The organism is Amycolatopsis solani (assembly GCF_033441515.1).
Taxonomy (GTDB): domain Bacteria; phylum Actinomycetota; class Actinomycetes; order Mycobacteriales; family Pseudonocardiaceae; genus Amycolatopsis; species Amycolatopsis solani.
Genome location: NZ_JAWQJT010000001.1, coordinates 4171594 through 4196116, shown reverse-complemented (window position 1 = coordinate 4196116; position 24523 = coordinate 4171594). Strand labels below are relative to the sequence as shown.

Genomic DNA, 24523 nt, shown 5'->3' with positions numbered 1-24523 from the left:
TACTCGGATCGAGATCTGGTCGTTAGCACCCAAATTCGACCAAAACCCAAGGGCGGCAAGCTAATCTGTAAACATGACCGCAACGCAGCGGCCCGCTCCGGCTGGACCGGGCGGCCGGCCCAGCAGTGACCCGGATCCGATCCGAGTCTCCTTCCGGCGCTACGCCGGCGTCCGCACCCGCGTCCTCGAGGTCGGCGACCCCGGCCCCGAACCGGAGCTCCCCCGCCGCTCGCTGCGGCGCCGCGGCGCAGTCCCGCACCTGCGGCCCACCGCGCCGCGCCTGGTGCTGCTGCACGGTTACTGCGACAGCGCCGACACCTGGCGCCCCGCCCTGGAGCAGCTCGCGGCCGCCGGCATCCCGGCGGTCGCGGTCGATCTGCCCGGCTTCGGCGACGCCCAGCCGCTGCGGCCCGGCCCGATGCTGACCCAGCTCGACGCGTTCACCACCGCCGTCGTCCGCGAGCAGGCCGTGCTCGGCTCGGTCGTGCTGGCCGGCAACTCCCTCGGCGGCACCATGAGCCTGCGCGCGGCGCAGAACAGCAGGCTGCCGATCTCCGGCGTCGTGTCGATCGCCGCGCCGGGGTTCGTCGACTCGTGGCTGATCCGCACGGTGGCGCGCTACCCGCTGCCCCTGCGGCTGTACTCGTCCCTGCCGGTCCCGGTGCCGGGGTTCCTGGTGCGCAAGGTCGCCGAGCAGCTCGTCCCGCGGCTGCTCTACGCCGATTCGACGGCGGCGGACGCGACGCAGGTGCAGCGCTTCACCGCGCTGTTCCCGGACTACCGCGCGACCAAGAGCCGCCTGGAGCAGGCCCGGCAGCTCGTCGCGGAGCTCGCCGACGCCTACCGCCTCGACTCGGTCCAGGTCCCGCTGCTGGTCGTCGCGTGCGGCAAGGACAAGCTCGTCACCGCCGCGTCCGGGCGCCAGCTGCACACGCTGGTGCCGCACAGCAGGCTGCTGGTCCGCGAGGACTGGGGGCACTGCCCGCAGCTGGACGACCCGGTCGAGATCGCGGAGCTGCTCGCCTACTTCGCCGCCAGCGCGGTCCGGACCACCCAGGCCAAGCGCGCCGCGGCGACCGCGTCGGAAGCCGTGAGCGAGGACACCGCGGCGGGCTGATCGCTCACGCTGTCTTCACGCGGATTTGACGGTAGGTTCCCCCGTTGAGTCCGTGATCCGGGCTCGCACACCGACGTTCGGGAGACGAAGATGTCCGCTCCAAGCCTGGGCTCCAGCTCCGGCATCTTCCGGCGCAAGCCGATCGACCAGATCCAGGACACCAGCGAAAGCGGCGGCCTCAAACGCACTCTGGGGCTGTGGCAACTGACCGCCATCGGCATCGGCGGCATCATCGGCGCGGGGATCTTCGCCCTCGCCGGCAGCGTGGCGCACGGCGACGACTCCGCGGGCATCCCCGGTGTCGGCCCGGCCGTACTGATCTCCTTCCTCATCGCGGGCGTCGCGAGCGCCGCGGCCGCGTTCTCCTACGCCGAGTTCGCCGGCCTGATCCCGAAGGCGGGATCGGCCTACACCTACGGGTACGCGGTGCTCGGCGAGGTCGTCGGCTGGTTCATCGGCTGGGACCTGCTGCTGGAGTACACCGCGATCGTGGCGGTGGTGGCGATCGGCATCTCCGGCTACTTCAGCTTCCTGCTCGGCCAGATCGGCCTCGACCTGCCCGCCTGGATGCTCGGCGCGCCCGGCACCGGGCCGGGCCACAAGGTCGACCTCTTCGCCGCACTGCTCTGCCTGCTCATCGCGTACCTGCTCAACCGCGGCATCCGCAGCGCCGCCCGGTTCGAGACGGCGATGGTCGGCATCAAGGTCCTGATCGTGCTGGTCGTCGTGCTCGTCGGCTTCTTCTACGTGAAGACCGGCAACTACACGCCGTTCGCCCCGGCCGGCTTCGGCGGCGCGGTGACCGGTGCGGCGACGGTGTTCTTCGCGGTCTTCGGGTACGACGCCATGAGCACCGCGGCGGAGGAGTCCAAGGACGCGCAGCGGCACATGCCGAAGGCGATCCTCTACTCGCTGGGCATCTCGATGGTGCTGTACGTGCTGGCCTGCCTGGTGCTGACCGGCATGCAGAAGTACACCGAGATCGACCCGAAGAGCGGCTTCTCGACGGCGTTCAAGTCGGTCGGCCTCGACGGGCTGGCCACGGTGATCGCGGTCGGCGCGATCGTCGGCATCCTCACCGTGCTGTTCACGTTCCTGATGGGTGCCACCCGCGTCGGCTACTCGATGAGCCGCGACGGCCTGCTGCCGGCGTGGTTCGGCAAGACCAACGAGAAGCGCCAGGTGCCGAGCCGGATGACGTGGATCCTCGGTGGCGCGTCGGCGATCATCGCCGGGGTGCTGCCGATCGGCGAGGCCGCGGAGCTGACCAACATCGGCATCCTGCTCGCGTTCGTCGTGGTGTGCGTCGCGGTGATCGTGCTGCGTTACAAGCAGCCGGACCTGCCGCGGACGTTCAAGACGCCGGGCATGCCGGTGGTGCCCGCGATCGGCATCGTCTTCTCGCTGTGGCTGATCACGTTCCTGCAGCCGGAGACCTGGATCCGGTTCGCGGTCTGGTTCGTGCTCGGGATGCTCGTCTACTTCCTCTACAGCAAGCGGCATTCCGTGCTCAACCGCACCGGCGGCACGGACCGCGCGGACGGCTAGCGGATCCGGTCGAGGCGTGCGGCGGCGTCGCGCGCCTCGACCTTCAGCCGCTCGAGGATGACGGCGGCCGAGGCGTCGTAGGCCAGCGGGTAGGTCTGGCCCGCCCACAGCGAAACCGCTTCCGGGTCACCCGCCTTGGCCGACGCCTTGCGCACCGGGCCCGCGAGGTGGTTCAGCTGCGGGTAGGCCGCGGGCGCGCCCTCGGAGAGCGCGTCCGTGAACTTGTTGACCAGCCCCCGCGCCGGGCGCCCGCTGAAGGCGCGGGTGAACGCCGTCTCGCGCTCGGCGAGCGCCAGCGCCTTCCGGTGGGCCTCCGACGTCCCGGCTTCGTCCGCGCGCAGGAAGACGGTGCCGAGCTGGGCGGCGACGGCCCCGGCGGCGAGCACGGCGGCGACGTCCGCGCCGTGCACCAGGCCGCCGGCGGCGATCAGCGGCAGGTCCACGCGGGCGGAGACGAGCCGCAGCAGCGCGAGCACGCCGTACTCCGCGCCGCCGCCGGGCCGGTGGGCGTCGTCGGTGAAGAGGCTGCGGTGCCCGCCCGCTTCGAACCCCTGCAGGACGAGCGCGTCGGCACCGAGGTCCGCGGCCCGCTGCGCGCTTTCGGGCGTGGTCACGGTGATGACCACCTTCGTGCCGGCTTCCTTGAGGCGCAGCACTTCCGACGGCGATGGCGGCCCGAAGGTGAACGACACCACCGGAACCCGCTTTTCGAGCACGACGTCCAGCTTCGCCGGGTAGTGGTCGTCGTCCCACTTCGGTTCGCCGAGCTCGACGTCGTACTCGCGCGCGAACGCCTCGAGCCGTTCGCGGTGCGCGCCGATGTCGGCCCCCGTGTCCGGCTGCGGCACGAAGAGGTTGACGCCGAAGGCCCCGCCGGTCAGCTCCCGCGTGCGGTCGATCTGCGCCGCCAGCGCCGCGGGGGTGAGCATGCCGGCCGAGAGGAAGCCGTAGCCGCCGGCCTCGGTCACCGCGGCGACCAGCTCCGGGGTGGTGGGGCCGCCCGCCATGGGCGCGGCGATGACCGGGAACGGCAGCTCGTCGAACATGCCACCGAGCGTAGTACTCAGGCGGGCAGCAGCATCGTGTAGAGCTTCTTGATCACGCCGTCCGCCACGAGGGCGACGTCGATCCCGCGCACGACCGGCGGCTCGCCTTCCGGGCCGAGCGCCCAGGCGAGGTGGCCGAGGTCGTGGTTCACCAGCACCGGGCCCGCGGCCGAGAACACGAAGCCGGGCGACTGCGCCAGCAGCCCGCGGGCCTTGGCGTTCAGCTCCTCGTGCCCGGTCGCGATCCCTTCCGGATCGGCGAAGGTGACGTCGGCCGCGTAGGTCGCGGCGATCGCCTTCGCCCGCCGCTCGTCGTCGCGCTCGTTGAAGACCTCGAACAGGTTGGCTGCCATCAGTTCGGCCACCGTCGCCATCGCACCTCCAGGGTTCGCGGCCATATTACGTGACATGTCACGCAACTGTCAGGGGTGGTCGGCCGGCCGCGGCAGGGTGCCGTGCTCGACGAGCGAGTCGTAGACGCGCTCGAGCAACGTCGTGAGCTGCGCCTGCTCACCGGGGTCGAGGGCGTCCAGGAACGCCTGCCGCACGAACCCGACGTGGTCCGGCGCGGCCTGCCGCAGCGCCTCCCACCCGGCGTCGGCCAGCACCACCTCCGTGGCCCGGCGATCCTCGGCGGCGGTCCCGGTCCCGACCAGCCCGCGCTCCCGCATCCGCTTCAGGTGATGCGACAGCCGGCTGCGCTCCCAGCCGATCCGGATCGCGAGGTCGCCGACCCGCATCCGCCCCGACGGCTCGCTGGTCAGGGCCACCAGGACGTGGTAGTCGGCGAGCGAGAGGCCGCTGTCGGCCCGCAGCTGCCGGTTCATCTCGTAGTCCAGGCGCAGGTGCACCTTCATGTAGGCGTACCAAGCGGCCGTTTCGGCGGCCGAAAGCAGCGCGAACGGCGAGCCCGGAGCGAAGTCCCGCGTCACCGCGCGAGCTTAACCACCCAGACTGGTCTAGACCATGACCGCCGGAAGTGCGACGATCCGGACAGGCGCGACGGCGATGTCGCGCCCATCCCGCCAGGAGGTCCCCCGGTGAAGACGTCCAGAACGCGGCGCTTCGGCCGCGCACTCGCCGTGCTGGCGCTGCTCGGCGCCGGCACCACGGCCGCGCAGGTCGCGCCGGCCGCGGCCGCCACCCCGGCACTGCAGTCGATCGTGCCGGTGCCGGTCTCGGTGACCCCGGCCGCCGGCGTCGCCTTCCCGCTGGTCTCGACGACGAAGATCGTCACCGAGGCCGGCTCCGCCCCGGCCAAGCAGGTGGGCGACTACCTGGCGGGCGTGCTGCGCCCGTCGACCGGCTTCGCGCTGCCGGTGTCCGACGCCCCGGCGTCCGTGCCGCCGGACAGCATCGCGCTGCTGCTGAGCGGCGCGCCCGCCTCCGTCGGCGCGCAGGGCTACCAGCTGGTGTCGGCGGCATCCTCGGTCACCGTGCGCGCCCAGACGGCCGACGGGCTCTTCGCCGGCGTCCAGACATTGCGGCAACTGCTGCCCGGCAGCGTCGAAAGCGCGTCGGCGCAGCCCGGCCCGTGGAGCGTCCCGGGCGCGACGATCGTGGACTACCCGCGCTTCGGCTACCGCGGCGCGATGCTCGACGTCGCCCGGCACTTCCACCCGGTGTCGACGGTCAAGCGCTACCTCGACCAGCTCGCCCAGTACAAGATCAACAACCTGCACCTGCACCTGGCCGACGACCAGGGCTGGCGCATCCAGATCGACAGCTGGCCGAAGCTGGCGACCTACGGCGGCAGCACCCAGGTCGGCGGCGGCCCGGGCGGCTACTACACGAAGGCGCAGTACACGGAGATCGTGAACTACGCGGCTTCGCGCCACATCACGATCATCCCGGAGATCGACATGCCGGGCCACGTCAACGCGGCGCTGGCGTCGTACGCGGAGCTGAACTGCAACGGCGTGGCCCCGGCCCTGCGCACGGACACGGCGGTCGGCTACAGCTCACTGTGCATCTCGAAGGACATCACGTACACGTTCATCGCGGACGTCCTGCGCGAACTGGCGGCCCTGACCCCGGGCCCGTACGTCCACATCGGCGGCGACGAAGCATCGTCGACCTCAGCAGCCGACTACCTGACGTTCGTGAACAAGGTGCTCCCCCTGGTGGCGGCGACGGGCAAGCAGGTGGTGGGCTGGCACGACATCGCGAAGGCGACCCTGCCCGCCTCGGCGACCCCGCAGTTCTGGGGCACGACGACTTCGGACTCGGGCGTCTCGGCGGCGGCGTCCCGCGGCAGCAAGGTGATCCTGTCGCCGGCGAACAAGGCGTACCTGGACATGAAGTACAACAGCGCCACGCCGATCGGCCTGTCGTGGGCGGGCTACATCGAGGTCCAGGACGCGTACGGCTGGAACCCGGGCGCCTACCTGTCGGGCGTCGGCGAGTCGTCGGTCCGCGGCGTCGAATCCCCGCTGTGGGCGGAAACGGTGACCAAGCCGGCCGACATCGACTACCTGGCGTTCCCCCGCCTGGCCGCCCACGCGGAACTGGGCTGGTCCCCCTGGTCCACCCACGACTGGCCGATGTTCCGCACCCGCCTCGGCGCCCAGGCGCCCCGCTGGGTGGCCCAGGGCATCAACTTCTACCGGTCGACCCAGGTGGCATGGGACACCGGCGGTACGACGAACCCGGGCACCTGCACGGACGCGGCGTGGAGCGCGTCGCAGGTCTACACGGGCGGGAACGTGGTGTCCCACAACGGGCACAAGTGGACGGCGAAGTGGTGGACACAGGGCGAGGAGCCGGGGACGACGGGCCAGTGGGGGGTGTGGACCGACAACGGCGCCTGCTGAGAACGGGCGGCTCCGGCGTGCGTCGCTGTCCTGCGGCCATGCCGGAGCCGTGCCCGATCTGCGCCAAGCACCGTGGCGACGGGCCGCTCCCGAGCCTCGAGGTCTGGTCAGACGACCTGGTCGTCGTCAGCCACAGCGCCGAGCGGCTTGGCTGGCGGCGCGGGCGTTGCGCGCGGAGCTCGATGCCGAGGCCCTGCACTCGGCGTTGACCGGGCGGACCGTGGCGCACTTCCACCAGCACGTCTTCGTCCGACACCGGGGTACGCCCGCCGGGGCCGGGTGACTTTCGCCGTGCGGAACACGCGACCGGGCCGGCGGGTTAGGTTGGGGCATGAGCGCTGATCTGGAGCAGGTTCGGACGCTGTCGCTGCAGGAGCACGGCCTCGCCACCGTCGCCACCACGCGGGCTGATGGGACTGTGCACTCCTCCGTCGTCAACGCCGGTGTCTTCGACGATCCGGTGACCGGAGCGGCCGGTGTCGCCTATGTCGCGATCGGGAAGGCGCACAAGCTCGCGCTGCTGCGGCGGGCCGGGCATGCCACCGTGACCTTCCGGCGGGGGTGGAACTGGCTCTCCGTCACCGGGGCCACGCACCTCGTCGGGCCGGATGATCCCGATCCCGGGTTCGATCCGGCGGGGTTGCCGCGGCTGTTGCGCGACGTCTTCGTCGCCGCGACCGGGACGCACGACGACTGGGACGAGTACGACCGCGTGATGGCCGAAGAGCGGCGGGTCGCGGTGTTCATCCGGGCGGACCGGATAATCGGCAATTCCTGACCCTTCGGTCCCCGGGAGTCGTTCGTTGTCCGAGTCATCGCCTCGCGTCAGCACGCCGGTCAAAGTCCTGCTCGGCGTGCTCCTCGCCGCCGACGCCGGGTTCGGGGTGGTCCTCGCCCTCGGGCTGGTGCGGGGCCAGTCGCCGTGGCTGATCGGCGGCGCCTACGCGGCGACCGTGGTCGTCGCCGTGCTGGCCTACCGCGCGTCCCGGGCCCGCGAGCTCAAGCGCGGCTTCGAGGGCCTCCAGGACCTCACCGTCGGCGAGGAAGGCCTCCGCCTGCCCGCGGGCACGCTCAGCACGCGCGTGATCCCGTGGTCGCAGATCGCCGACATCACACCGCGCCGCTCGGCCCGCTTCGGTGACGGCTTCGTGCGCGACGCCCTCTGGGTCGACCTGGTCACCGGTGGTGGCGTCGAAAGCTCGGTGCAGCGCTACGCGCCCCGCGGCCGGCTCGCGCCGGCCGCGCCGGGACGGCGGCAGTTCGAGCAGACGGCGATCCTCGACCCGGCCCTGTTCGACGCCGTCGTCGAGCGCCTCCGGAAGGAGCTGCGGCACCGGCAGCTGCACGCCCAGCTCCGCGGCTCACCCCGCATCCGCCACCACTGACCGCCCGGGGGCTCAGCCGCGCCGGCCCAGCAGCTCCCGCGGCACGATCCGCACCGGGAAGGGCAGCTCGACCTCCAGCACTTCGTCGCCCGCGGCCTTGTCCACCTGCTGGTAGTGACCTTCCTCGTCCAGCTCGAACACCGTCAGCGCCGGGTCGGCCGGGTCGATCACCCAGTAGCTGCCGGTGCCGAGCCGTTCGTAGACCGCCTTCTTGAGGTTCAGGTCGTAGATCGCTGTGCTGGGCGAAAGCACCTCGACGGCGAGCACGGGCGGCGCCGGGAGGTCCTTCTCGGTGAAGTCCTCGGCCCGGCCGACCAGGACGTCCGGCTGCAGTTCGATCCGGTCGCCGTGGTGCACCGCGAACGGGGCGCCGAGCACGTCGAATTCGGGCGGGCACACCGCTTCCAGCACGCCGTAGAGGCGGTAGGCGATCTTCTGGTGCCGCAGCCCGGGTGCCGGGGTCACGAGCAGCGCCCCGTCGATGAGCTCGTATCTTCGGCCGTCATCCGGCATCCCCTCCAGGTCGCGCACCGTCATGGGGCCCGACCCGGTCGGATACTGGAAGTCCATCATGAGAGTCATCGTGCCCTCCTTTCGCTCTTCGCACCAGAGCACCAGAGAGCACCGACAGAAACCGCGTCGAACACGGGTTCGGCGCCGTTATTCACACGAAAGAGCGAACAACGGCGCCGGTGTCACTTCGAGGCGACACTCACTTCTTGTTCTTGCCCGAGTCCTCAGTGGACAGTGCGGCGACGAAGGCTTCCTGCGGGACCTCGACCCGGCCGACGGTCTTCATCCGCTTCTTGCCTTCCTTCTGCTTTTCCAGCAGCTTCCGCTTCCGCGAGATGTCACCGCCGTAGCACTTCGCCAGCACGTCCTTGCGGATCGCGCGGATCGTTTCGCGGGCGATGATCCGGGCGCCGATGGCCGCCTGGATGGGCACCTCGAAGTTCTGCCGCGGGATCAGCTCGCGCAGCCGGTTCACCATGCGGTTGCCGTAGTTGTAGGCGTCGTCCTTGTGCACGATGGCCGAGAACGCGTCGACGCCCTCGCCCTGCAGCAGGATGTCCACCTTGACCAGGTCCGCCGCCTGCGTGCCCGCCTCTTCGTAGTCCAGCGACGCGTAACCGCGCGTACGCGACTTCAGCGTGTCGAAGAAATCGAAGATGATTTCGCCCAGCGGCATGTTGTACCGCAGCTCGACCCGGTCCTCCGACAGGTAGTCCATGCCGAGCAGCTGGCCGCGCTTGTTCTGGCACAGCTCCATGATCGTGCCGATGAACTCCGACGGCGCCAGGATGCTGACCTTGCTGACCGGCTCCAGCACCTTGTCGATCTTGCTGCCGGTCGGCCAGTCCGACGGGTTGGTGACGTGGATTTCCTTGCCGTCGTCCAGCACCACGTCGTAGACGACGTTCGGCGCCGTCGAGATCAGGTCGAGGCCGAACTCGCGCTCGAGCCGGTCGCGCGTGATCTCCAGGTGCAGCAGGCCGAGGAAGCCGCAGCGGAAGCCGAAGCCGAGCGCCACCGACGTCTCCGGCTCGTAGTCGAGCGCGGCGTCGTTGAGCTGGAGCTTGTCCAGCGCCTCGCGCAGCTCGGGGTAGTCGGAGCCGTCCACGGGGTACAGGCCCGAGTAGACCATCGGCTTCGGTTCGCGGTAGCCCGCCAGCGCCTCCTTCGCGCCGTTGCGCTCGGACGTCACGGTGTCGCCGACCTTGGACTGCCGGACGTCCTTCACGCCGGTGATCAGGTAGCCGACCTCGCCGACCCCGAGTCCCTTGCTGGCCTTGGGTTCCGGCGAGATGATCCCGACCTCGAGCAGCTCGTGCGTGGCTCCGGTCGACATCATCTTGATCTTCTCGCGCGGGGTGATCTTGCCGTCGACCACGCGGATGTAGGTGACGACACCGCGGTAGGTGTCGTACACCGAGTCGAAGATCATCGCGCGGGCCGGCGCGTCGGCGTCGCCCTGCGGCGCCGGGACCTGCTTCACGACCTCGTCGAGCAGCGCGCCGACGCCCATGCCGGTCTTGGCCGAGACCCGCAGGACGTCGTCGGGCTCGCAGCCGATGATGTGGGCCAGCTCACCCGCGTACTTGTCGGGGTCGGCCGAGGGCAGGTCGATCTTGTTGAGCACCGGGATGATCTGGAGGTTGTTCTCCAGCGCGAGGTAGAGGTTGGCCAACGTCTGGGCCTCGATCCCCTGCGCGGCGTCGACCAGCAGGATCGCGCCTTCGCACGCTTCGAGCGCCCGCGACACCTCGTAGGTGAAGTCGACGTGGCCGGGCGTGTCGATCATGTGCAGGACGTGGTCCTGCCCGTCGACCTGCCAGGGCAGCCGGACGTTCTGCGCCTTGATGGTGATCCCGCGCTCGCGCTCGATGTCCATCCGGTCGAGGTACTGGGCGCGCATGGCCCGTTCTTCGACGACGCCGGTGAGCTGCAGCATGCGGTCGGCCAGGGTCGACTTGCCGTGGTCGATGTGCGCGATGATGCAGAAGTTCCGGATGAGCTCCGGAGGCGTGAAGGTGGTGTCGGCGAACGTCGTCACTCGAATGAGTCCTCGGAAAGTCGGGGATGGCCACCTCTATGCTCCCATGCCCCTCCGGGTGCCAGTGGGGGTCATCCCCGATGCGGCCTCCCGTGATCCGTGGTGCCCTCGAAGTATGAGCATTCCGCACCAGCCGGCACCCCCTCCCCAGCCGGAGACCAGCGGCTTTTCCCGCGTTCTCGACCGTGCGTTCGGTCACCCCTCCGGCCCGCTCGGCCGCCTCGGCGGCTGGGTGATGGCGCGGGGCAACGCCGCAACCGAACACCGCGTCGTCGACCTGGCGAAGATCGAGCCGGACGAGACCGCACTCGTCGTCGGGCCCGGCCCCGGCGTCGGCCTGGCCGCCGCCGCCCGCCTGGCCGGGCGCACCATCGGCGTCGACCCCTCCCCCGAGATGCTCGCGCTGTGCCACGACCGCTGCGGCGACCGCGCCGAGCTGCGCGAAGGGTCGGCCGCGCGCACCGGCGAGCCCGACGGGTCGGTGGACGTCGTCCTGACCGTCAACAACGTGATGCTCTGGGACGACCGCGCGGCGGGCTTCGCCGAGCTGTTCCGGGTGCTGCGCCCCGGCGGCCGGCTGCTGCTGTCCGCGCACGAGAAGTGGCTGCCCGTGAGCAGGCACGTGCTGGCCGACGAGGCCGCGGCCGCGGGCTTCACCGACCTGCAGACGTGGACCTGGGAGCCGCCCGGCTTCGCCGCGCTGGCCGCCCAGCTGCGGGCCGTCAAGCCCGCCTAGCGGGTGTCCGTCCGGATCGGGTGGCCTTCGGGCACCTCGACCAGGACGATCCGCGTGCCGTCCGGGTCGGCGAGCCAGGCCTCGTCGAGGCCCCAGGGCTCGCGCTGGGCGTCCCGCACCGGCTCGAGGCCCTTCGCCTTGAGGCCGGCCAGGGTGCCGGCGAGGTCGCGGACCTGCAGCCAGAGCACCAGGTCGGGCGACGAGCCCGCCTCGCCCGCGCCGGAGACCTCCAGGGAGCCGTGCCCGAGGAAGAACACGGTGCCGCCGGGGAACTCGCGCTCCACGGCCAGGCCGAGGGTGTCGCGGTAGAACGCGGTGGTCGCGGCGGCGTCGCGCGGGCGGACGATCAGCCTGCTCTTCAGGACTTCCATCGCACCATCCCTACCGGACGGGCTCAGGCGGCCGCAATCGCGGCGATGCCGGCCAGCACGATCACCGAGCCGGCCAGCCGCCGCACCGCGTCGCTCTCGCCCAGCACCAGCCACGCGGCGAGGCCGCCGAGCACGATGCTCAGCTCCCGGGCCGGCGCGACCAGGCTGACCGGCGCCATCGTGAGGGCGAACAGGACGAGGACGTAGGCGACCGGCGACAGCAGCCCGACCACGAACACCTCGCGGCGCTGCTCCCGCCAGATCCGCGCCACCTCGGCCCGGCCGGCCAGCGCGCCGGGCACGAGCATGACGCTCTGCAGGATCGAGCCGAGCCCGAAGTAGACGACCGGCGGCACGCCGAGCCCGGTCACCGAGTGCGCGTCCCAGAGCGTGTACCCGGCGATGACGGCGCCGGTCAGCAGGCCGTAGAAGATCCCCGCCCGGCGGCCGTGCGTCTCGCCGTCCTTGCGGCCGGTGCTGATCACCAGCACCCCGGCGATCACCAGGAACGCGCCGAGCAGGCCGAGCCACCCGGGTCGTTCGCCGAGCACCAGGACGGCCGCGAGCACCGACAGCAGCGGCCCGGTGCCCCGCGCGACGGGGTAGACGACGGAGAGGTCGCCGACGCGGTACCCGCGCTGCAGCACGACGCCGTAGGCGATGTGCAGCACCGACGTGACGACCGCGGCGAGCAGCCAGCTCCACTGTGGACGGTCGGCTTCGAAGACGAGCTGCACGGCGGTGATCGGCAGCAGCGCGACCGCGCTGACGGTGTAGTAGAGCCAGACGAACTGGGTGCCACCGGAGGAGATCCGCTTGGCGGCGAGGTTCCACGCGGCGTGCACGACGGCGGCGACGAGGACGAGGGACAAGGCGGTGGCGTTCACGGGACCCTTCGGGGTTTTCGCGCGCGCGAAAACCGGGTCCTCCAGGCTTTTGCCCCGTCAGATGAACGACCGGCCGTCCGGGCCCGCCGATGGTGCCGCTCGGACCAGACCCGCCCGGCCCTGGTTGTGTGGTGCGGTGGTGCGGTGTGGTGCGGCGTGCGCGGACCGGCGGCGGAACCCTAGGCACTGACCGCCGCCCAGCCTACTCCCGGCTCCGGACGTCCGCGGCCCGGCTGTTAAAGTGGTCGCTCGCTGCCCGTGCGGCATTCCGTCATGGAGGAAACCCGCTTTTCGCGGGGCCACTTCAGCGCGGCGGCGATCTCACCGAGTGAAGCAGGAGTTGCCCTATGGCCAACATCAAGTCGCAGATCAAGCGCATCACCACGAACGAGAAGGCGCGTCAGCGCAACCAGGCGATCCGGTCCTCGGTGAAGACCGCGATCCGCAAGGTCCGCGAAGCCGCCGACGCCGGCGACAAGGCCAAGGCTGCCGAGCTGCAGCGCGACGCCGCCCAGAAGCTGGACAAGGCCGTCTCGAAGGGCGTCATCCACGCCAACCAGGCCGCCAACAAGAAGTCCGCCCTGGCGAAGCGCGTCAACGCGCTCTGAGCTGGGTGATTTCTGGGAAGGCCCCGGCTCCGGCCGGGGCCTTCTTCGTGTCCGGGGTCAGCGGTCGCCCTTGGCCGCCGCGACTTCGAGGACAGCGCGTTCCAGCGCGTAGCCCGGGTCCGCCGCCATGCCTTTGACCTCGGCGTTCAGCCGCGCGACCACCCGCATCGCGGTGGCCAGGCCGTCCTGGTTCCACCCACGGGACTGGCCCTGCGCCTTGCGGACCTTCCACGGCGGCATGCCCAGCTCGCCCGCCAGCTGGTTCGGGTTGCCGCGCCCGGCACCCGAGACGCGCGCGATCGTGCGGACCGCGTCGGCCAGCGCGTCGGCCACCAGGACGTGCGGGACGCCCAGCTGCATCGCCCAGCGCAGCGACTCCAGCGCCGCCGAGCGGTCGCCGCCGACCGCCTTTTCGGCGACCGCGAACCCGGTCACGTCGGCGCGGCCGCGGTGGTACCGCCGGACCGCGTCGGCATCGACCGCCCCGCCCGTGTCGGCCACCAGCTGACTGGCCGCGGAGGAGAGTTCGCGCAGGTCGGAGCCCACGGCGTCGATCAGCGCGGCGACCCCGGCCGGGTCGATCTTGCCGCCCGCCCGCCGCACCTCGTGCCGCACGAACTGCTCGCGCTCGGCCGGCTTCGTCAGCTTCGGGCACTCCGTGATCTCGGCCCCGGCCTTCTTCAGCGACGCCGGGAGCGACTTGCCCGCCTTGCTGCGGCCGCCGCCGGTGTGGACGACGACGAGCACGACCCCGTCCGCCGGGTCCTTCAGGTAGGACGCCACGGCGTCGGCCAGCTCCTGCGAGATGTCCTGCGCCGATTCGAGGACGATCACGCGTCCTTCGCTGAACAGCGACGGGCTCACCAGTTCGGCCAGCTCAGGCGCTGTGAGATCGGACACCCGGACCCGGGTCAGCTCGGCCGTCGAGTCCATCGCGCGGGCGGCGGCCAGCGTGTCGCGGACGGCCCGCTCGATCAGCAGTTCTTCGTCACCCAGCACCAGGTGCAGCGGGGCCGGGGCGGTGGCTTGCGCGGTCACCCCCGAATCCTCTCACCCGCGCCGCGATGCGCCCGCTCCGGTGATGTCGGGCGGCCACCATGGCACGGTCCGAGCACGATGTCGTACGGTGTAGTCGAGGCAGCCCGCCCCGGGGAATCCCGGTGTGCGCGCCGACAAGTGAATACCGCTCATCCAGAGGGGCAGAGGGAACGGCCCGACGAAGCCCCGGCAACCGGCGTACAGCCTGTCATCCCGCGATCGCGGGGTAGCTGACGACCACGGTGCCAATTCCGGCCCGCTTCGGCGGGGCAGATGAGGAAAGGAACCTCGCGATGACCGCAACCCTCGGCACGACCTCCACCACCAAGACCCCGGACCTCGGTCCCGCCGTCGAACTGGTGTCGAAGGAAGAGGGTCACCGGCAGCCGCTCGCCCCCGAATTCGTCTCCGCCGAAGACTTCTCGCCGCTCGAGGTCGCCTACGACTTCGGCCGCGTCCGCCGCGAAGACATCGAGGCCGGCCCCAAGAACATCTGGCGCTACAAGAAACTCCTCCCGGTTCCGTCCAACGTCGAAGAGATCCCGAACACCGAGCCGGGCGCGACCCGCCTGGTCCGCGCGGACCGCCTCGCCAAGGAACTCGGCCTCAAGCGCTTGTGGGTCAAGGACGACACGGGCAACCCGACCCACTCGTTCAAGGACCGCGTCGTCGCCGTCGCGCTGGCCGCGGCCCGCGAGTTCGGGTTCGAGGTGCTCGCGTGTCCCTCGACCGGCAACCTGGCCAACGCGACGGCCGCCGCCGCGGCCCGCGCCGGCTGGCGGTCGGTCGTGCTGATCCCGAAGAGCCTCGAGCGCGCCAAGATCCTCACCACCGCCGTGTACGACGGCGACCTCGTCGCGGTCGACGGCAACTACGACGACGTCAACCGCCTCGCCACCGAACTGGCCGGCGAGCACCCGAAGTGGGCGTTCGTGAACGTGAACGTCCGGCCGTACTACTCGGAAGGCTCGAAGACGCTGGCCTTCGAGGTCGCCGAGCAGCTCGGCTGGCGCATCCCGCCGCAGATCGTCGTGCCGATCGCCTCCGGTTCGCAGTTGACCAAGGTGGACAAGGGTTTCCGCGAGCTGGGCCAGCTCGGTCTCGTGGACGCCAGCCCGTACAAGGTGTTCGGCGCGCAGGCCACCGGCTGCTCGCCGGTGTCGGCCGCGTTCCGGGCCGGCCACGACGTCGTCCAGCCGGTGAAGCCGGACACCATCGCCCGCTCACTGGCGATCGGCAACCCGGCCGACGGCCCCTACGTGCTCGACGTCGTCAACCGCAGCGGTGGCGCGATCGAGGACGTCACCGACGAAGAGGTCGTCGAGGGCATCCGCCTGCTGGCCCGCACCGAGGGCATCTTCACCGAGACGGCCGGCGGCGTCACCGTCGCCACGGCGAAGAAGCTGATCGAGACGGGCAAGCTCGACCCGGACGCCGAGACCGTCCTGCTGATCACCGGCGACGGCCTCAAGACCCTCGACGCGATCGAGAACCACGTGGGCCCGAAGGCGATCGTGCCCCCGTCGGCCGCCGCCGTGAACGAGGCGCTCGGCTACTGACGTCCGCCCGGGGCGGGCCGCGTGGCGCGCCCCGGGTTCAGCGGCGCGGCGGCCCGCGGGGCTCGCCCCGGCGCGCCACCGCCGGCCCGGCCGTGTCCGTCACGACCGCCGTGTCGCCGTCCACGTCGGTTCGGGTGACCAGCGCACCGAGCGCCGTCAGGGTGTCCACTGTGGACTTGTTCGGATGGCCGTAGGTGTTGCCGGCACCCACGCTGACCAAGGCCACCCGCGGCGCCACCGCCGCGAGGAAAGACGGCAGCGAGTAACGCGAACCGTGGTGGGGGACTTTCAGCACCTCCGCTTTCAGATCACCGATGTCGGCCAGCAGGTCGGCCTGCGCGGCCAGTTCGACGTCGCCGGTCAGCATGACCCGGCCCGCCGCCGTTTCCCCGCGCAGCACGACGGAGCTGTTGTTGACGGCCGTCCCGTCCTGGCCCGCCGTGCGAGCCGGGACATAGCGCGGACCCAGTACGTCGAGCGCCAGCCCGGGCCACGCCAGCCGCTCCCCCGGGTTCAGCTCCACCAGCGGCACCGCCTGCCGCGCCGCCTCCGCGGCGACCTGCCGCCACGCCCACTCCGGCGCCCGCCCCGGCCCGACGGCGATCCCGCCCACCTCCCGGCCGTCGAAGACCGAGGCGAGCCCGCCGATGTGGTCGGCGTGCAGGTGGCTCAGCACCACCAGCGGGATCCGGTCGACAGCCAGCCGGTGCAGGCATTCGTCGACCGGCCCGGGTTCGGGCCCGGTGTCGACGACGACGGCCCGCCCGGGTTCGGCGGTCGCCAGCACCACCGCGTCACCCTGGCCGACGTCGCACTCGACCATCGCCCAGTTCCGCGGTGGCCACGACGGCGCCAGGACCCGCACCGGCACGAGCACCAGCAGGGCACCGGCGGCCAGGACCGCCATGAGCACCCGCACTCGCCGTAGCCGGGCCGCCAGCACGAGCGCCGCCAGAACGGCGGCGGCGAGGAGCCCACCCCACCAGCCGCCCGGCCACGCGATGACCGCACCGGGAGCACGCGCACCGTGCCGCGCCACCGTGATCAGCCACCGGGCTTCGGGATCGGCGAGGTGCACCAGGAACTCCCCGGCACCCGGCCACCACGGGCCGGTGACCGTCGCCAGCACGCCGAGCACGGTCGCCGGGGCCACCACGGGCGCGGCGAGGACGTTGGTCAGCACCGAAACCAGGCTCACCGACCCCGCCATGCCCGCGAGCACGGGTGCGGTCACGAGGAACGCCGCCAGCGGGATCGCCAGCCCTTCCGCGACACCCGGCGGGACCCCGCGGCGGATCAGCCCGCCCGCCCAGCGCGGCGCCAGCAGCACCAGGCCGGCGGTCGCGCACACCGACAGCGCGAACCCGAAGTCCGTGGCCATCGCCGGATCCACCACCACGAGCAGGCAGACCGCGAACGCCAGCGCGGGCAGCGCCGAACCCTGCCGGCCCAGCGCCAGTGCCAGCAACGCCACCGCCGCCATGACGCCCGCCCGCAGCACGCTCGGCTCCGGCCCGACCAGGACGAGAAACCCCGCCAGGCAGGCACCGGCCGCCACCGCCGACAGCCGTGGCCCCAGCCGCAGCAACCGGAGCAGCAGCAGGACCGCGCCACAGGCCACGGCGAGGTTCCCGCCGCTGACCGCGGTGAGGTGGGCGAGGCCCGCGGTGACGAACTCCTGCTCGACGCGCGGCGACAACCCGCTCGTGTCGCCCAGCACCAGCCCCGGCAGCAGGCCGGCGGGCTCGTCCGGCAAGGCCTGGCACAGGTCGTGAAGACCGGCACGCAGGCTCGCCGCCGTCCGCTGCCACCACGGCGCCGGACCGGCCTCGCCCGGCGGGCCGCGCACCGAAAGCACGGCCACGGTCAGGTCCGGCCCGCGCGGTGGCATCAGCAGCCCCGGCACCGTCACTTCCTGGCCCGGAAGCAGGGCCGCCCAGTGCGCGACCGGAGCCAGGAGCAGGACGCGCCCGGACGACGGCACCGGCCGTCCGTCGACCGACGCCGTGCGCACGTCGGCCGCCAGCACCACCGACCGGGCACCGGCCTGGCGATCGGCGTACCCCGCGCCGCGCACGGGCTTCGGACGTTCGGCGACGACGACCCTCAGCACCGCGGGCAGTCCCTGGGCCGCTTCGGCGCGAAGGCTGTCCTGCTGCGCGTCACGGATCCGCCAGGCGACCGGGCCCGCCGCGACGAGCCCCAGCACCAGCAGTGCCGCCGCCGCCGCACCGAGTACCCGGGGCCGATCGCGGGCCCGCCAGAGCACGAGCCCGGCGAGCACCGCCGAGGCGAGCCCGGCGACGACGGCCGTCCACCAGCCGAGGAGCAGCCCGGCGAGCGCGGCCAGCCAGCACGCCAGCGCCGCCGGGACCAGCCGCAGGTCCTGCCGGGTGTCGGTCGCGGGGAAGCTCATCCGACCGTCACCTTCTCCCGCAGCTTTTCGAACTTGCTTTCGCCGAGCCCGTCGACGTCGCGCAGCTGCTCGATCTTGGTGAAGCCGCCGTGGTCGGTCCGCCACTGGACGATCCGCTTCGCCATCACCTCGCCGATGCCCGGCAGCGTGTCCAGCTGATCCGCGCTCGAGGCGTTGAGGTCGACCTTGCCGCCGTCCGCCGCCGCGCCGGGAACGGCGGCGGGCGCCGGGACACCGACCGCGAGCTGCTCGCCGTCGGTCACCTTGCGGGCGAGGTTCAGCCCGGAGACGTCCGCACCGGGCTCGGCCCCGCCCGCCGCACGCAGTACGTCGGCGACGCGGGCGCCGGCGGGCACGGTGACCAGTCCCGGCGACCGGACACGGCCGATGACGCTGACGACCAGGCCGGCCTGGGGCGAGGCCCGCGCCTCCGCCGCCGGTTTCGCGGTTGGCAACGCGGGCAGGGGCTCGGGCGCCGGACGGCCGCCGAAGAGCGCGACCGAGCCGAGGACGATCACCACGACCGCGGCCAGGACGCCGGCGAGCGCCCACCGGCGGCGGCCGGGACCGGCCGGGCCGCCCGGCAGCCAGCGCCGGACCAGCCGGCCACCCGGCCCGACCGTGCTCGCATCGGGCGAGAGCTGGTCGGCCAGCCAGGAGAGCCGGTCGTTGACGGGAGGGCCCGGATCCCGGGCGGACTGCTCGAACACACGATCGACGTTAGGGCCCGCGGGGAGGCGTCCGACAGGGGTGCCGGCGCGTCCTGTGGACAACCGGGGTGCTGTGGACGGATTCCCCCGGTCCGGCCCGGGAACGGCCGTTTCCGTCGTACCCGGGTGGCATGCTGGTGGGTTCGGCTAGCTCCGGGACGGGACCGTGCGCTGGACGACCACGCCCAGCACCCCGGGCCCGGTGTGCGCCCCGATCACCGCGCCCAGCTCGGAGACCACGCAGCCCGCCGAGCGCGGCACGGCTTCCTCGAGCCGGTTCGCCAGCTCGACCGCCCGCTCCGGCGAGGCGAGGTGGTGGACGGCGAGCTCGACGTCCTCGCCGGCCGCCGCTTCGGCGGCGAGCTCGACCAGCCGCGCGATCGCCCGGTTCATGGTGCGGACCTTCTCCAGCGGCAGGATCCGGCCGTCGGCCATGTGCAGCACCGGCTTCACCGCGAGCGCGGTGCCGAGCAGCGCCGCCGCCGGGCCGATCCGGCCGCCGCGGCGCAGGTGGTCGAGGGTCTCCACGACGAACAACGTCGACGAGCAGCCGGCCGCGCGCACCGCGGCGGCCTCGACCGCGGCCGGTTCCGCCCCCGCCGCCGCGGCGCCGGCGGCGTGCAGCGCGGCGAACCCGAGCCCCATCGCCGTGGTCCGCGAATCGACCACGCGGACCCGGTCGGGCCCCACTTCCTGGGCCGCCAGCACCGCCGCTTCCCACGTCCCCGAGAGCTCGCGCGACAGGTGGACCGAGACGATCGCGTCCGCGCCACTGTCCAGCGCCGCGCGGTACTCCTCGGCGAATTCGGTGGGTGTCGGCCGTGAAGTCGTGACGATCTTGCGCTGCTTCATCGCTTCGGCGACCGCCGCGGGCCCGGTCTCGACGCCGTCGAGGGAGACGACGCCGTCGACGAGGACGTGCAGCGGCACCACCCGGACCTCGTGCCGTTCGGCGAAGCCCTCCGGCAGGTGGGCGGTGGAATCCGTGACTACGGCGACCGACACGCCGTCAGCCTACGTGGCCGGGGGCCGGCACCGGCGCCAGCAACACGGACATCGCCTCGCCCACCGCCGCGTGTCCCCGCCACCCCCAGTGCATGCCGTCCGGGTTGCCCTCGCCGCTCAGGACGTGCTCTCCGACAACGGCTTCGAGGTCGAGGAGGGGCACGTCCGCCCGCGCGCCCCACGCCGCCATCGCGGCCGCCGCGGCCGGCCGCGCGGTGTGCACGCCGCCGTACGCCGCCGCGCGGTGCACCGACGGCAGCATCCCGAAGACCGGCAGCTCGGGCCGCAGGGCGCGCAGCGCGCCCACGCACTCGTCGAGGTACCGGACAGTCAGCTTCGCCGGCAGCACCACCGGACGGCCGCGGAACGCGACGGAAAGCCGGGGCTGCGCGCCCAGATAAGCCTTGCGCACCACCCGCCGCACGGGGTCGGGACGCAGGTACTTCAGCCCCGTGCGCAGGTAGGTCGGCAACGGCGAAGGCAGGGTGTCCATGCTGCCGACCGCGAGCACGACGGCGTCGACGTGGTGCAGATCGGCCCAGACGCGCGGGTCGCCGGTCAGCGACCACCAGGCGTCGCGGGCGTTCCAGCCGATCCCGGCGACCAGGTCGGCGGTGCCGCCGAGGGCGGTGGCGGCGATGTTGGGCCACAACCGCGGCTCGTCCGCGGCGCAGGGTCCTTCGGGACCGTGAAAGCTCAGCGAATCGCCGAACACCAGCAGGCGCGGCCCCATCGGTTAGCCGTGCATCCCCGCGTTGTAGGCGTTCAGCCGCCACTTGCCGTCGCGCAGGCCCAGCTCGACCCAGTGGCAGTTCGAGATCCCGCCCAGCGACGGCCAGATTTCGACCGGCAGGTTCAGCAGCCGGGCGGTGAGCGCGATGATCAGCCCGCCGTGCGCGGCCAGCAGCACCGTGTCGCCGACGTCGGAGTTGGCCTGCTGCAGGTCGGCGACCACTTCGCCGGCGCGGTCGGCGACGTCGACGCGGTTCTCCCCGCCCGGCGGGGCCCAGGTCGCGTCGGTGCGCCAGCGGTCGCGTTCACCGGGGTAGGCCGCGTCGACCTCCGCGCCGGTGAGCCCCTGCCACTCGCCGAGGTGCGTCTCGCGCAGGCGCTTGTCGATGCGCAGCGGGACGCCGATGGCGTCGGTGAGCACGGTGGCCGTGTCGGTGGCGCGGCGCAGGTCGGACGCGATGACGAGGTCCGGTGAGAACCGGGCCAGCGCGGGCACCGCGAACCGGGCCTGGTTCCAGCCGCGCGGGGTCAGCGCCGAATCCAGGTGACCCTGCATCCGCCCGGCGGCGTTGTAGTCCGTCTCGCCGTGGCGCCAGAGCACAAGCCGCCGCGGGCTCACGGGACGTCCGGGTCCTCGTCGGCGGGTGCCTCCTCGAGACCGGACACCTCGATGCGCGGGCAGTCCTTCCACAGCCGTTCGAGACCGTAGAAAGTGCGCTCTTCGACGTGCTGGACGTGCACGACGACGTCGACGTAGTCGAGCAGGACCCAGCGCCCTTCGCGGGCGCCTTCGCGGCGGACGGGCTTGTGGCCGCTCTCCCGCAGCTTCTCCTCGACGTTGTCGACGATCGCGCCGACCAGGCGCTCGTTGGACGCGGAGGCGATGACGAAGGCGTCGGTGATGACGAGCTGCTCGGACACGTCCAGCACGACTACGTCGCTGGCCTTCTTGTCCGCCGCCGCGTGTGCGGCCGCTACGGCCAGCTCTCGTGCCTCGGACGTGGCTGCCACGGTGCTCCTTCACAGATCGGGTTCGCCCGAGAAGAGTACCCGCCGCGACCAGCGGGCCTTCAGTCGCTCTTCCGGTACAGGTCCTTTTTGGCGATGTAGCGGACGACGCCGTCGGGGACGAGGTACCAGACCGGCTCCCCGCGTTCGACCCGGTCGCGGCAGCCGGTCGACGAGATCGCCATCGCGGTGACCTCCACGAGGCTCACCTTCCCGCTGGGCAGGTGGTGCGAGTTGAGCCGGTAGCCGGGCCGGGTGACGCCGATGAAGTGCGCGAAGTCGAACAGCTCCTCGGCCTTGTGCCAGGTCAGGATCTGTTCGAGCGCGTCGGCGCCGGTGATGAAGAAGAGGTCGTCGTCGGGGTACTCGGCGTGCAGGTCGCGGAGGGTGTCGACGGTGTAGGTCTGGCCGCCGCGGTCGATGTCGACGCGGCTGACGGAGAACACCGGGTTCGACGCGGTCGCGATGACCGTCATCAGGTAGCGGTCCTCGGCCTTCGTCACCTGGCGGCTCGTCTTCTGCCAGGGCTGGCCGGTGGGGACGAAGATCACTTCGTCGAGCCCGAACCGGGACTGGACCTCGCTCGCCGCGACGAGGTGGCCGTGGTGCACGGGGTCGAACGTGCCGCCCATGACCCCGATCCGCCGTGGTGACATGTCCGGAGAGCCTATACACCGCGCGCGCGGGACGCCGGGTGCTGTTCGCCACCCGGCCCGACCGGGCGATGGATGTGATTCAGGTCACATAACCACCCGTATTCGTCACGAACGGTCCGTTCGCGCCGCCGCCGATTCCCGGTTCGTCGGTGCCATGGGGTAGACGTGGGGACGTGGACACGACCAGCACCACCCCAGCCCTCCGCGACCGCGCCGAGACCCTCCTCCGTGCGCTGGCCGGCGACTCGGCGAAGCTGCGCGAAGACCAGTGGACGGCCATCGAGGCACTGGTCGCGCACCGGCGCCGGGCGCTGGTCGTGCAACGCACCGGGTGGGGCAAGTCGGCGGTGTACTTCCTGGCCACGGCGTTGCTGCGGGAACAGGGAAGCGGGCCGACGGTGATCGTCTCGCCGCTGCTCGCGCTGATGCGCAACCAGATCTCGGCGGCGGCGCGCGCCGGGATCCACGCGGCGACGATGAACTCCGCGAACCCCCAGGAGTGGGACCAGGTCCAGGCGGCGGTCGCGGCCGGCGAGGTGGACGTCCTGCTGGTCAGCCCCGAACGGCTGAACAACCCGGACTTCCGCGACAACGTGCTGCCGAAGCTGACCGCGAGCACCGGCCTGCTGGTGGTCGACGAGGCGCACTGCATTTCGGACTGGGGCCACGACTTCCGGCCGGACTACCGGCGCCTGCGCACCCTGCTGGGCGACCTCCCGGAAGGCGTGCCGGTGCTGGCGACCACGGCGACCGCGAACGACCGCGTGGTCACCGACGTCGCCGAGCAGCTGGGCCTCGGTACCGGCGGCGACACCCTCGTGCTGCGGGGCAGCCTCGACCGGGAAAGCCTGCGGTTGTCGGTGTGCCGGCTGCCGACGTCGCAGGCACGGCTGGCGTGGCTCGCCGAGCACCTGGCCGAGCTGCCCGGGTCGGGGATCATCTACTGCCTGACCGTCGCGGCGGCGCACGACGTCGCGGCGCTGCTGAAGGACCGCGGGTACCCGGTGGCGGCCTACACCGGCAAGACCGACCCGGCCGACCGGCAGGCGGCCGAGGACGACCTGCTCGGCAACCGCGTCAAGGCGCTCGTCGCGACTTCCGCGCTGGGCATGGGGTTCGACAAGCCGGACCTCGGGTTCGTCGTGCACCTCGGCGCGCCGTCCTCGCCGATCGCCTACTACCAGCAGGTCGGCCGCGCCGGGCGTGGTGTGGAACGCGCCGAAGTCGTGCTGCTGCCCGGCGAGGAGGACAAGGCGATCTGGGCGTACTTCGGGTCACTGGCCTTCCCCGACGAGCTCCGGGTGACGCAGGTGCTGAACACCCTCGCCTACGCCGACCGTCCCCTTTCGACGGCCGCGCTCGAGCCGTCCGTGGAGCTCTCCCGCTCCCGCCTGGAAATGGTGCTCAAGGTGCTGGACGTCGACGGCGCGGTCCGGCGCGTCAAGGGCGGCTGGACGAGCACGGGTGAGGACTGGCAGTACGACCGGGAGCGCTACAAGCGGGTCGCGGAGGCGCGCGACCGCGAGCAGAACGCGATGCTCGGCTACCTCGCGACCGACGGCTGCCGGATGGAATACCTGCGGCGGCAGCTCGACGACCCCGACGCGGCGCCGTGCGGGCGGTGCGACAACTGCACCGGGCAGCACTGGGACACGGCGGTCGCCGACGACGTCGTCACCGCGACCCGGGAACGCCTGCAGCGACCCGGGGTCGAGGTCGCGCCGCGGAAGCAGTGGCCCACCGGGATGTCCTCTTTGGACGTTCCGGTGTCCGGCCGGATCTCGGCCGACGACCAGGCCGAGCCGGGCCAGGTCCTCGGGCGGCTCACCGACGTCGGCTGGGGCAACCGGCTGCGGGAGCTCGTCGGCGCCGGAGCACCGGACGCCGAGGTCCCCGACTCGGTGTTCAAGGCGTGCGTCCAGGTGCTCGCCGGGTGGCAGTGGGCCGAGCGGCCGGTGGCGGTGATCGCCGTCCCGTCGGAGACGAGGCCACAGCTCGTGTACAGCCTCGCGACGCGACTGGCCGAGATCGGCAAGCTGGACTTCCTCGGCGCGCTCGACGCGGAAGGGCCACCCCCGAGGCAGGCCAACAGCGCACAGCGGCTGGCCGACCTGTGGCGGCGGATGAGCATGCCCGCCGACCTCGCCGCCACGCTGCCGGCCGGGCCGGTCCTGCTGGTGGACGACGTCATCGACACCGGCTGGACGATGACGCTGGCCGCCCGGCTGCTGAGGCGGGCCGGGGCACCCGCCGTGCTGCCGTTCGCACTGGCCAGCACGGCCTGAGAGGAGGGAGGACCGGGGAAACCGGGCAGTCAGGATCTTTCGCACCGCG

The 24523-nt window shown here is 72.2% G+C and carries 24 protein-coding genes and 1 riboswitch; of the genes, 9 read left to right on the top strand and 15 right to left on the bottom strand.

What is annotated here, in order from left to right; genetic code table 11:
• Positions 1-73: 73 nt before the first annotated feature.
• Positions 74-1117 (top strand): alpha/beta hydrolase, encoded by a 1044-nt coding sequence (locus SD460_RS19380; RefSeq protein ID WP_318306470.1) that lies wholly within the window; start codon positions 74-76, stop codon positions 1115-1117.
• 90 nt (positions 1118-1207) lie between these two features.
• Positions 1208-2665, top strand: coding sequence for an APC family permease (locus tag SD460_RS19375; RefSeq protein WP_290056579.1), 1458 nt, complete (start codon positions 1208-1210; stop codon positions 2663-2665).
• Here SD460_RS19375 and SD460_RS19370 read toward each other — a convergent pair.
• Genes SD460_RS19370 through SD460_RS19360 form a run of 3 tightly spaced genes read right to left on the bottom strand, consistent with a single transcriptional unit; the run spans position 2662 to position 4643 of the window.
• Positions 2662-3711 carry an NAD(P)H-dependent flavin oxidoreductase gene (locus tag SD460_RS19370; RefSeq protein ID WP_290056580.1) on the bottom strand — a complete coding sequence of 350 codons (1050 nt, stop codon included), beginning with the start codon at positions 3709-3711 and terminating at the stop codon, positions 2662-2664. The genes SD460_RS19375 and SD460_RS19370 overlap by 4 nt on opposite strands.
• Before the next feature lie 17 nt (positions 3712-3728).
• Complete coding sequence (locus tag SD460_RS19365) at positions 3729-4085, bottom strand: nuclear transport factor 2 family protein (RefSeq protein WP_290056581.1); 357 nt, start codon at positions 4083-4085, stop codon at positions 3729-3731.
• A gap of 48 nt (positions 4086-4133) precedes the next feature.
• The gene (locus SD460_RS19360) at positions 4134-4643 is read right to left on the bottom strand and encodes a MarR family winged helix-turn-helix transcriptional regulator (protein WP_290056582.1); all 510 of its coding nucleotides are present in this window, start codon (positions 4641-4643) and stop codon (positions 4134-4136) included.
• A gap of 108 nt (positions 4644-4751) precedes the next feature.
• Between SD460_RS19360 and SD460_RS19355 the strand changes: the two genes are divergently transcribed.
• The 3 genes from SD460_RS19355 (at position 4752) to SD460_RS19345 (ending at position 7909) form a co-directional block, all read left to right on the top strand.
• Positions 4752-6524: a beta-N-acetylhexosaminidase gene (locus SD460_RS19355; protein WP_290056583.1), complete on the top strand. Its 1773-nt coding sequence runs from the start codon at positions 4752-4754 to the stop codon at positions 6522-6524.
• Between the two features lie 331 nt (positions 6525-6855).
• Positions 6856-7302 (top strand): pyridoxamine 5'-phosphate oxidase family protein, encoded by a 447-nt coding sequence (locus tag SD460_RS19350; protein WP_290056584.1) that lies wholly within the window; start codon positions 6856-6858, stop codon positions 7300-7302.
• A gap of 25 nt (positions 7303-7327) precedes the next feature.
• On the top strand, positions 7328-7909 hold the full coding sequence (locus SD460_RS19345) for a hypothetical protein (RefSeq protein WP_290056585.1): 582 nt from the start codon (positions 7328-7330) through the stop codon (positions 7907-7909).
• 12 nt (positions 7910-7921) lie between these two features.
• Here the strand turns inward: SD460_RS19345 and SD460_RS19340 are convergent, their stop codons facing one another.
• Together SD460_RS19340 and lepA are read right to left on the bottom strand one after the other, a co-directional pair.
• Positions 7922-8491 carry a Uma2 family endonuclease gene (locus SD460_RS19340; RefSeq protein ID WP_290056586.1) on the bottom strand — a complete coding sequence of 190 codons (570 nt, stop codon included), beginning with the start codon at positions 8489-8491 and terminating at the stop codon, positions 7922-7924.
• Between the two features lie 130 nt (positions 8492-8621).
• Positions 8622-10463 carry a translation elongation factor 4 gene (gene lepA, locus SD460_RS19335; RefSeq protein ID WP_290056587.1) on the bottom strand — a complete coding sequence of 614 codons (1842 nt, stop codon included), beginning with the start codon at positions 10461-10463 and terminating at the stop codon, positions 8622-8624.
• A gap of 115 nt (positions 10464-10578) precedes the next feature.
• Between lepA and SD460_RS19330 the strand changes: the two genes are divergently transcribed.
• Complete coding sequence (locus SD460_RS19330; RefSeq protein WP_290056588.1) at positions 10579-11199, top strand: class I SAM-dependent methyltransferase; 621 nt, start codon at positions 10579-10581, stop codon at positions 11197-11199.
• Here the strand turns inward: SD460_RS19330 and SD460_RS19325 are convergent.
• Both SD460_RS19325 and SD460_RS19320 read right to left on the bottom strand, forming a co-directional pair.
• Positions 11196-11570, bottom strand: a complete 375-nt coding sequence (locus SD460_RS19325) for a VOC family protein (protein WP_290056589.1) — start codon at positions 11568-11570, stop codon at positions 11196-11198. The two genes, SD460_RS19330 and SD460_RS19325, sit on opposite strands and share 4 nt — an antisense overlap.
• A 23-nt stretch (positions 11571-11593) precedes the next feature.
• Positions 11594-12457: a DMT family transporter gene (locus SD460_RS19320; RefSeq protein WP_290056590.1), complete on the bottom strand. Its 864-nt coding sequence runs from the start codon at positions 12455-12457 to the stop codon at positions 11594-11596.
• 347 nt (positions 12458-12804) lie between these two features.
• On the opposite strand from SD460_RS19320, the gene rpsT reads away from it, so the two are divergent.
• Positions 12805-13065 (top strand): 30S ribosomal protein S20, encoded by a 261-nt coding sequence (gene rpsT / locus SD460_RS19315; RefSeq protein ID WP_284742036.1) that lies wholly within the window; start codon positions 12805-12807, stop codon positions 13063-13065.
• 57 nt (positions 13066-13122) lie between these two features.
• On the opposite strand, the gene holA is transcribed toward rpsT, so the two are convergent.
• Positions 13123-14103, bottom strand: a complete 981-nt coding sequence (holA, locus tag SD460_RS19310) for a DNA polymerase III subunit delta (protein WP_290056591.1) — start codon at positions 14101-14103, stop codon at positions 13123-13125.
• A gap of 146 nt (positions 14104-14249) precedes the next feature.
• Positions 14250-14383: riboswitch (SAM riboswitch) on the top strand.
• A gap of 13 nt (positions 14384-14396) precedes the next feature.
• On the opposite strand from holA, the gene thrC reads away from it, so the two are divergent.
• On the top strand, positions 14397-15662 hold the full coding sequence (gene thrC, locus SD460_RS19305) for a threonine synthase (protein ID WP_290056592.1): 1266 nt from the start codon (positions 14397-14399) through the stop codon (positions 15660-15662).
• A 37-nt stretch (positions 15663-15699) separates the two neighbouring features.
• Here the strand turns inward: thrC and SD460_RS19300 are convergent, their stop codons facing one another.
• The 7 genes from SD460_RS19300 to nadD all read right to left on the bottom strand — a co-directional run bounded on the left by SD460_RS19300 (position 15700) and on the right by nadD (position 22165).
• Positions 15700-18078 carry a ComEC/Rec2 family competence protein gene (locus SD460_RS19300; protein ID WP_318306469.1) on the bottom strand — a complete coding sequence of 793 codons (2379 nt, stop codon included), beginning with the start codon at positions 18076-18078 and terminating at the stop codon, positions 15700-15702.
• Entirely contained in the window at positions 18075-18788 is a 714-nt protein-coding gene (locus SD460_RS19295) for a ComEA family DNA-binding protein (RefSeq protein ID WP_290062902.1), read from the bottom strand. The genes SD460_RS19300 and SD460_RS19295 overlap by 4 nt, the downstream gene beginning before the upstream one ends.
• A 147-nt stretch (positions 18789-18935) precedes the next feature.
• Positions 18936-19793, bottom strand: coding sequence for a DegV family protein (locus tag SD460_RS19290; protein WP_318306468.1), 858 nt, complete (start codon positions 19791-19793; stop codon positions 18936-18938).
• A gap of 4 nt (positions 19794-19797) precedes the next feature.
• A complete protein-coding gene (octT, locus tag SD460_RS19285) occupies positions 19798-20526 on the bottom strand; it encodes a diglucosylglycerate octanoyltransferase (protein WP_290060630.1) in 729 nt (242 codons plus the stop codon).
• Positions 20527-20529: 3 nt separating this feature from the next.
• Complete coding sequence (locus tag SD460_RS19280; RefSeq protein WP_290060632.1) at positions 20530-21144, bottom strand: histidine phosphatase family protein; 615 nt, start codon at positions 21142-21144, stop codon at positions 20530-20532.
• Positions 21141-21536 carry a ribosome silencing factor gene (gene rsfS, locus SD460_RS19275; protein ID WP_290060633.1) on the bottom strand — a complete coding sequence of 132 codons (396 nt, stop codon included), beginning with the start codon at positions 21534-21536 and terminating at the stop codon, positions 21141-21143. Before rsfS ends, SD460_RS19280 begins: the two co-directional genes overlap by 4 nt.
• A 59-nt stretch (positions 21537-21595) precedes the next feature.
• Positions 21596-22165, bottom strand: a complete 570-nt coding sequence (gene nadD, locus SD460_RS19270; protein WP_438860686.1) for a nicotinate-nucleotide adenylyltransferase — start codon at positions 22163-22165, stop codon at positions 21596-21598.
• A gap of 197 nt (positions 22166-22362) precedes the next feature.
• Between nadD and SD460_RS19265 the strand changes: the two genes are divergently transcribed.
• Positions 22363-24474: a RecQ family ATP-dependent DNA helicase gene (locus SD460_RS19265; RefSeq protein WP_290060639.1), complete on the top strand. Its 2112-nt coding sequence runs from the start codon at positions 22363-22365 to the stop codon at positions 24472-24474.
• The last annotated feature ends 49 nt before the right edge of the window (positions 24475-24523 follow it).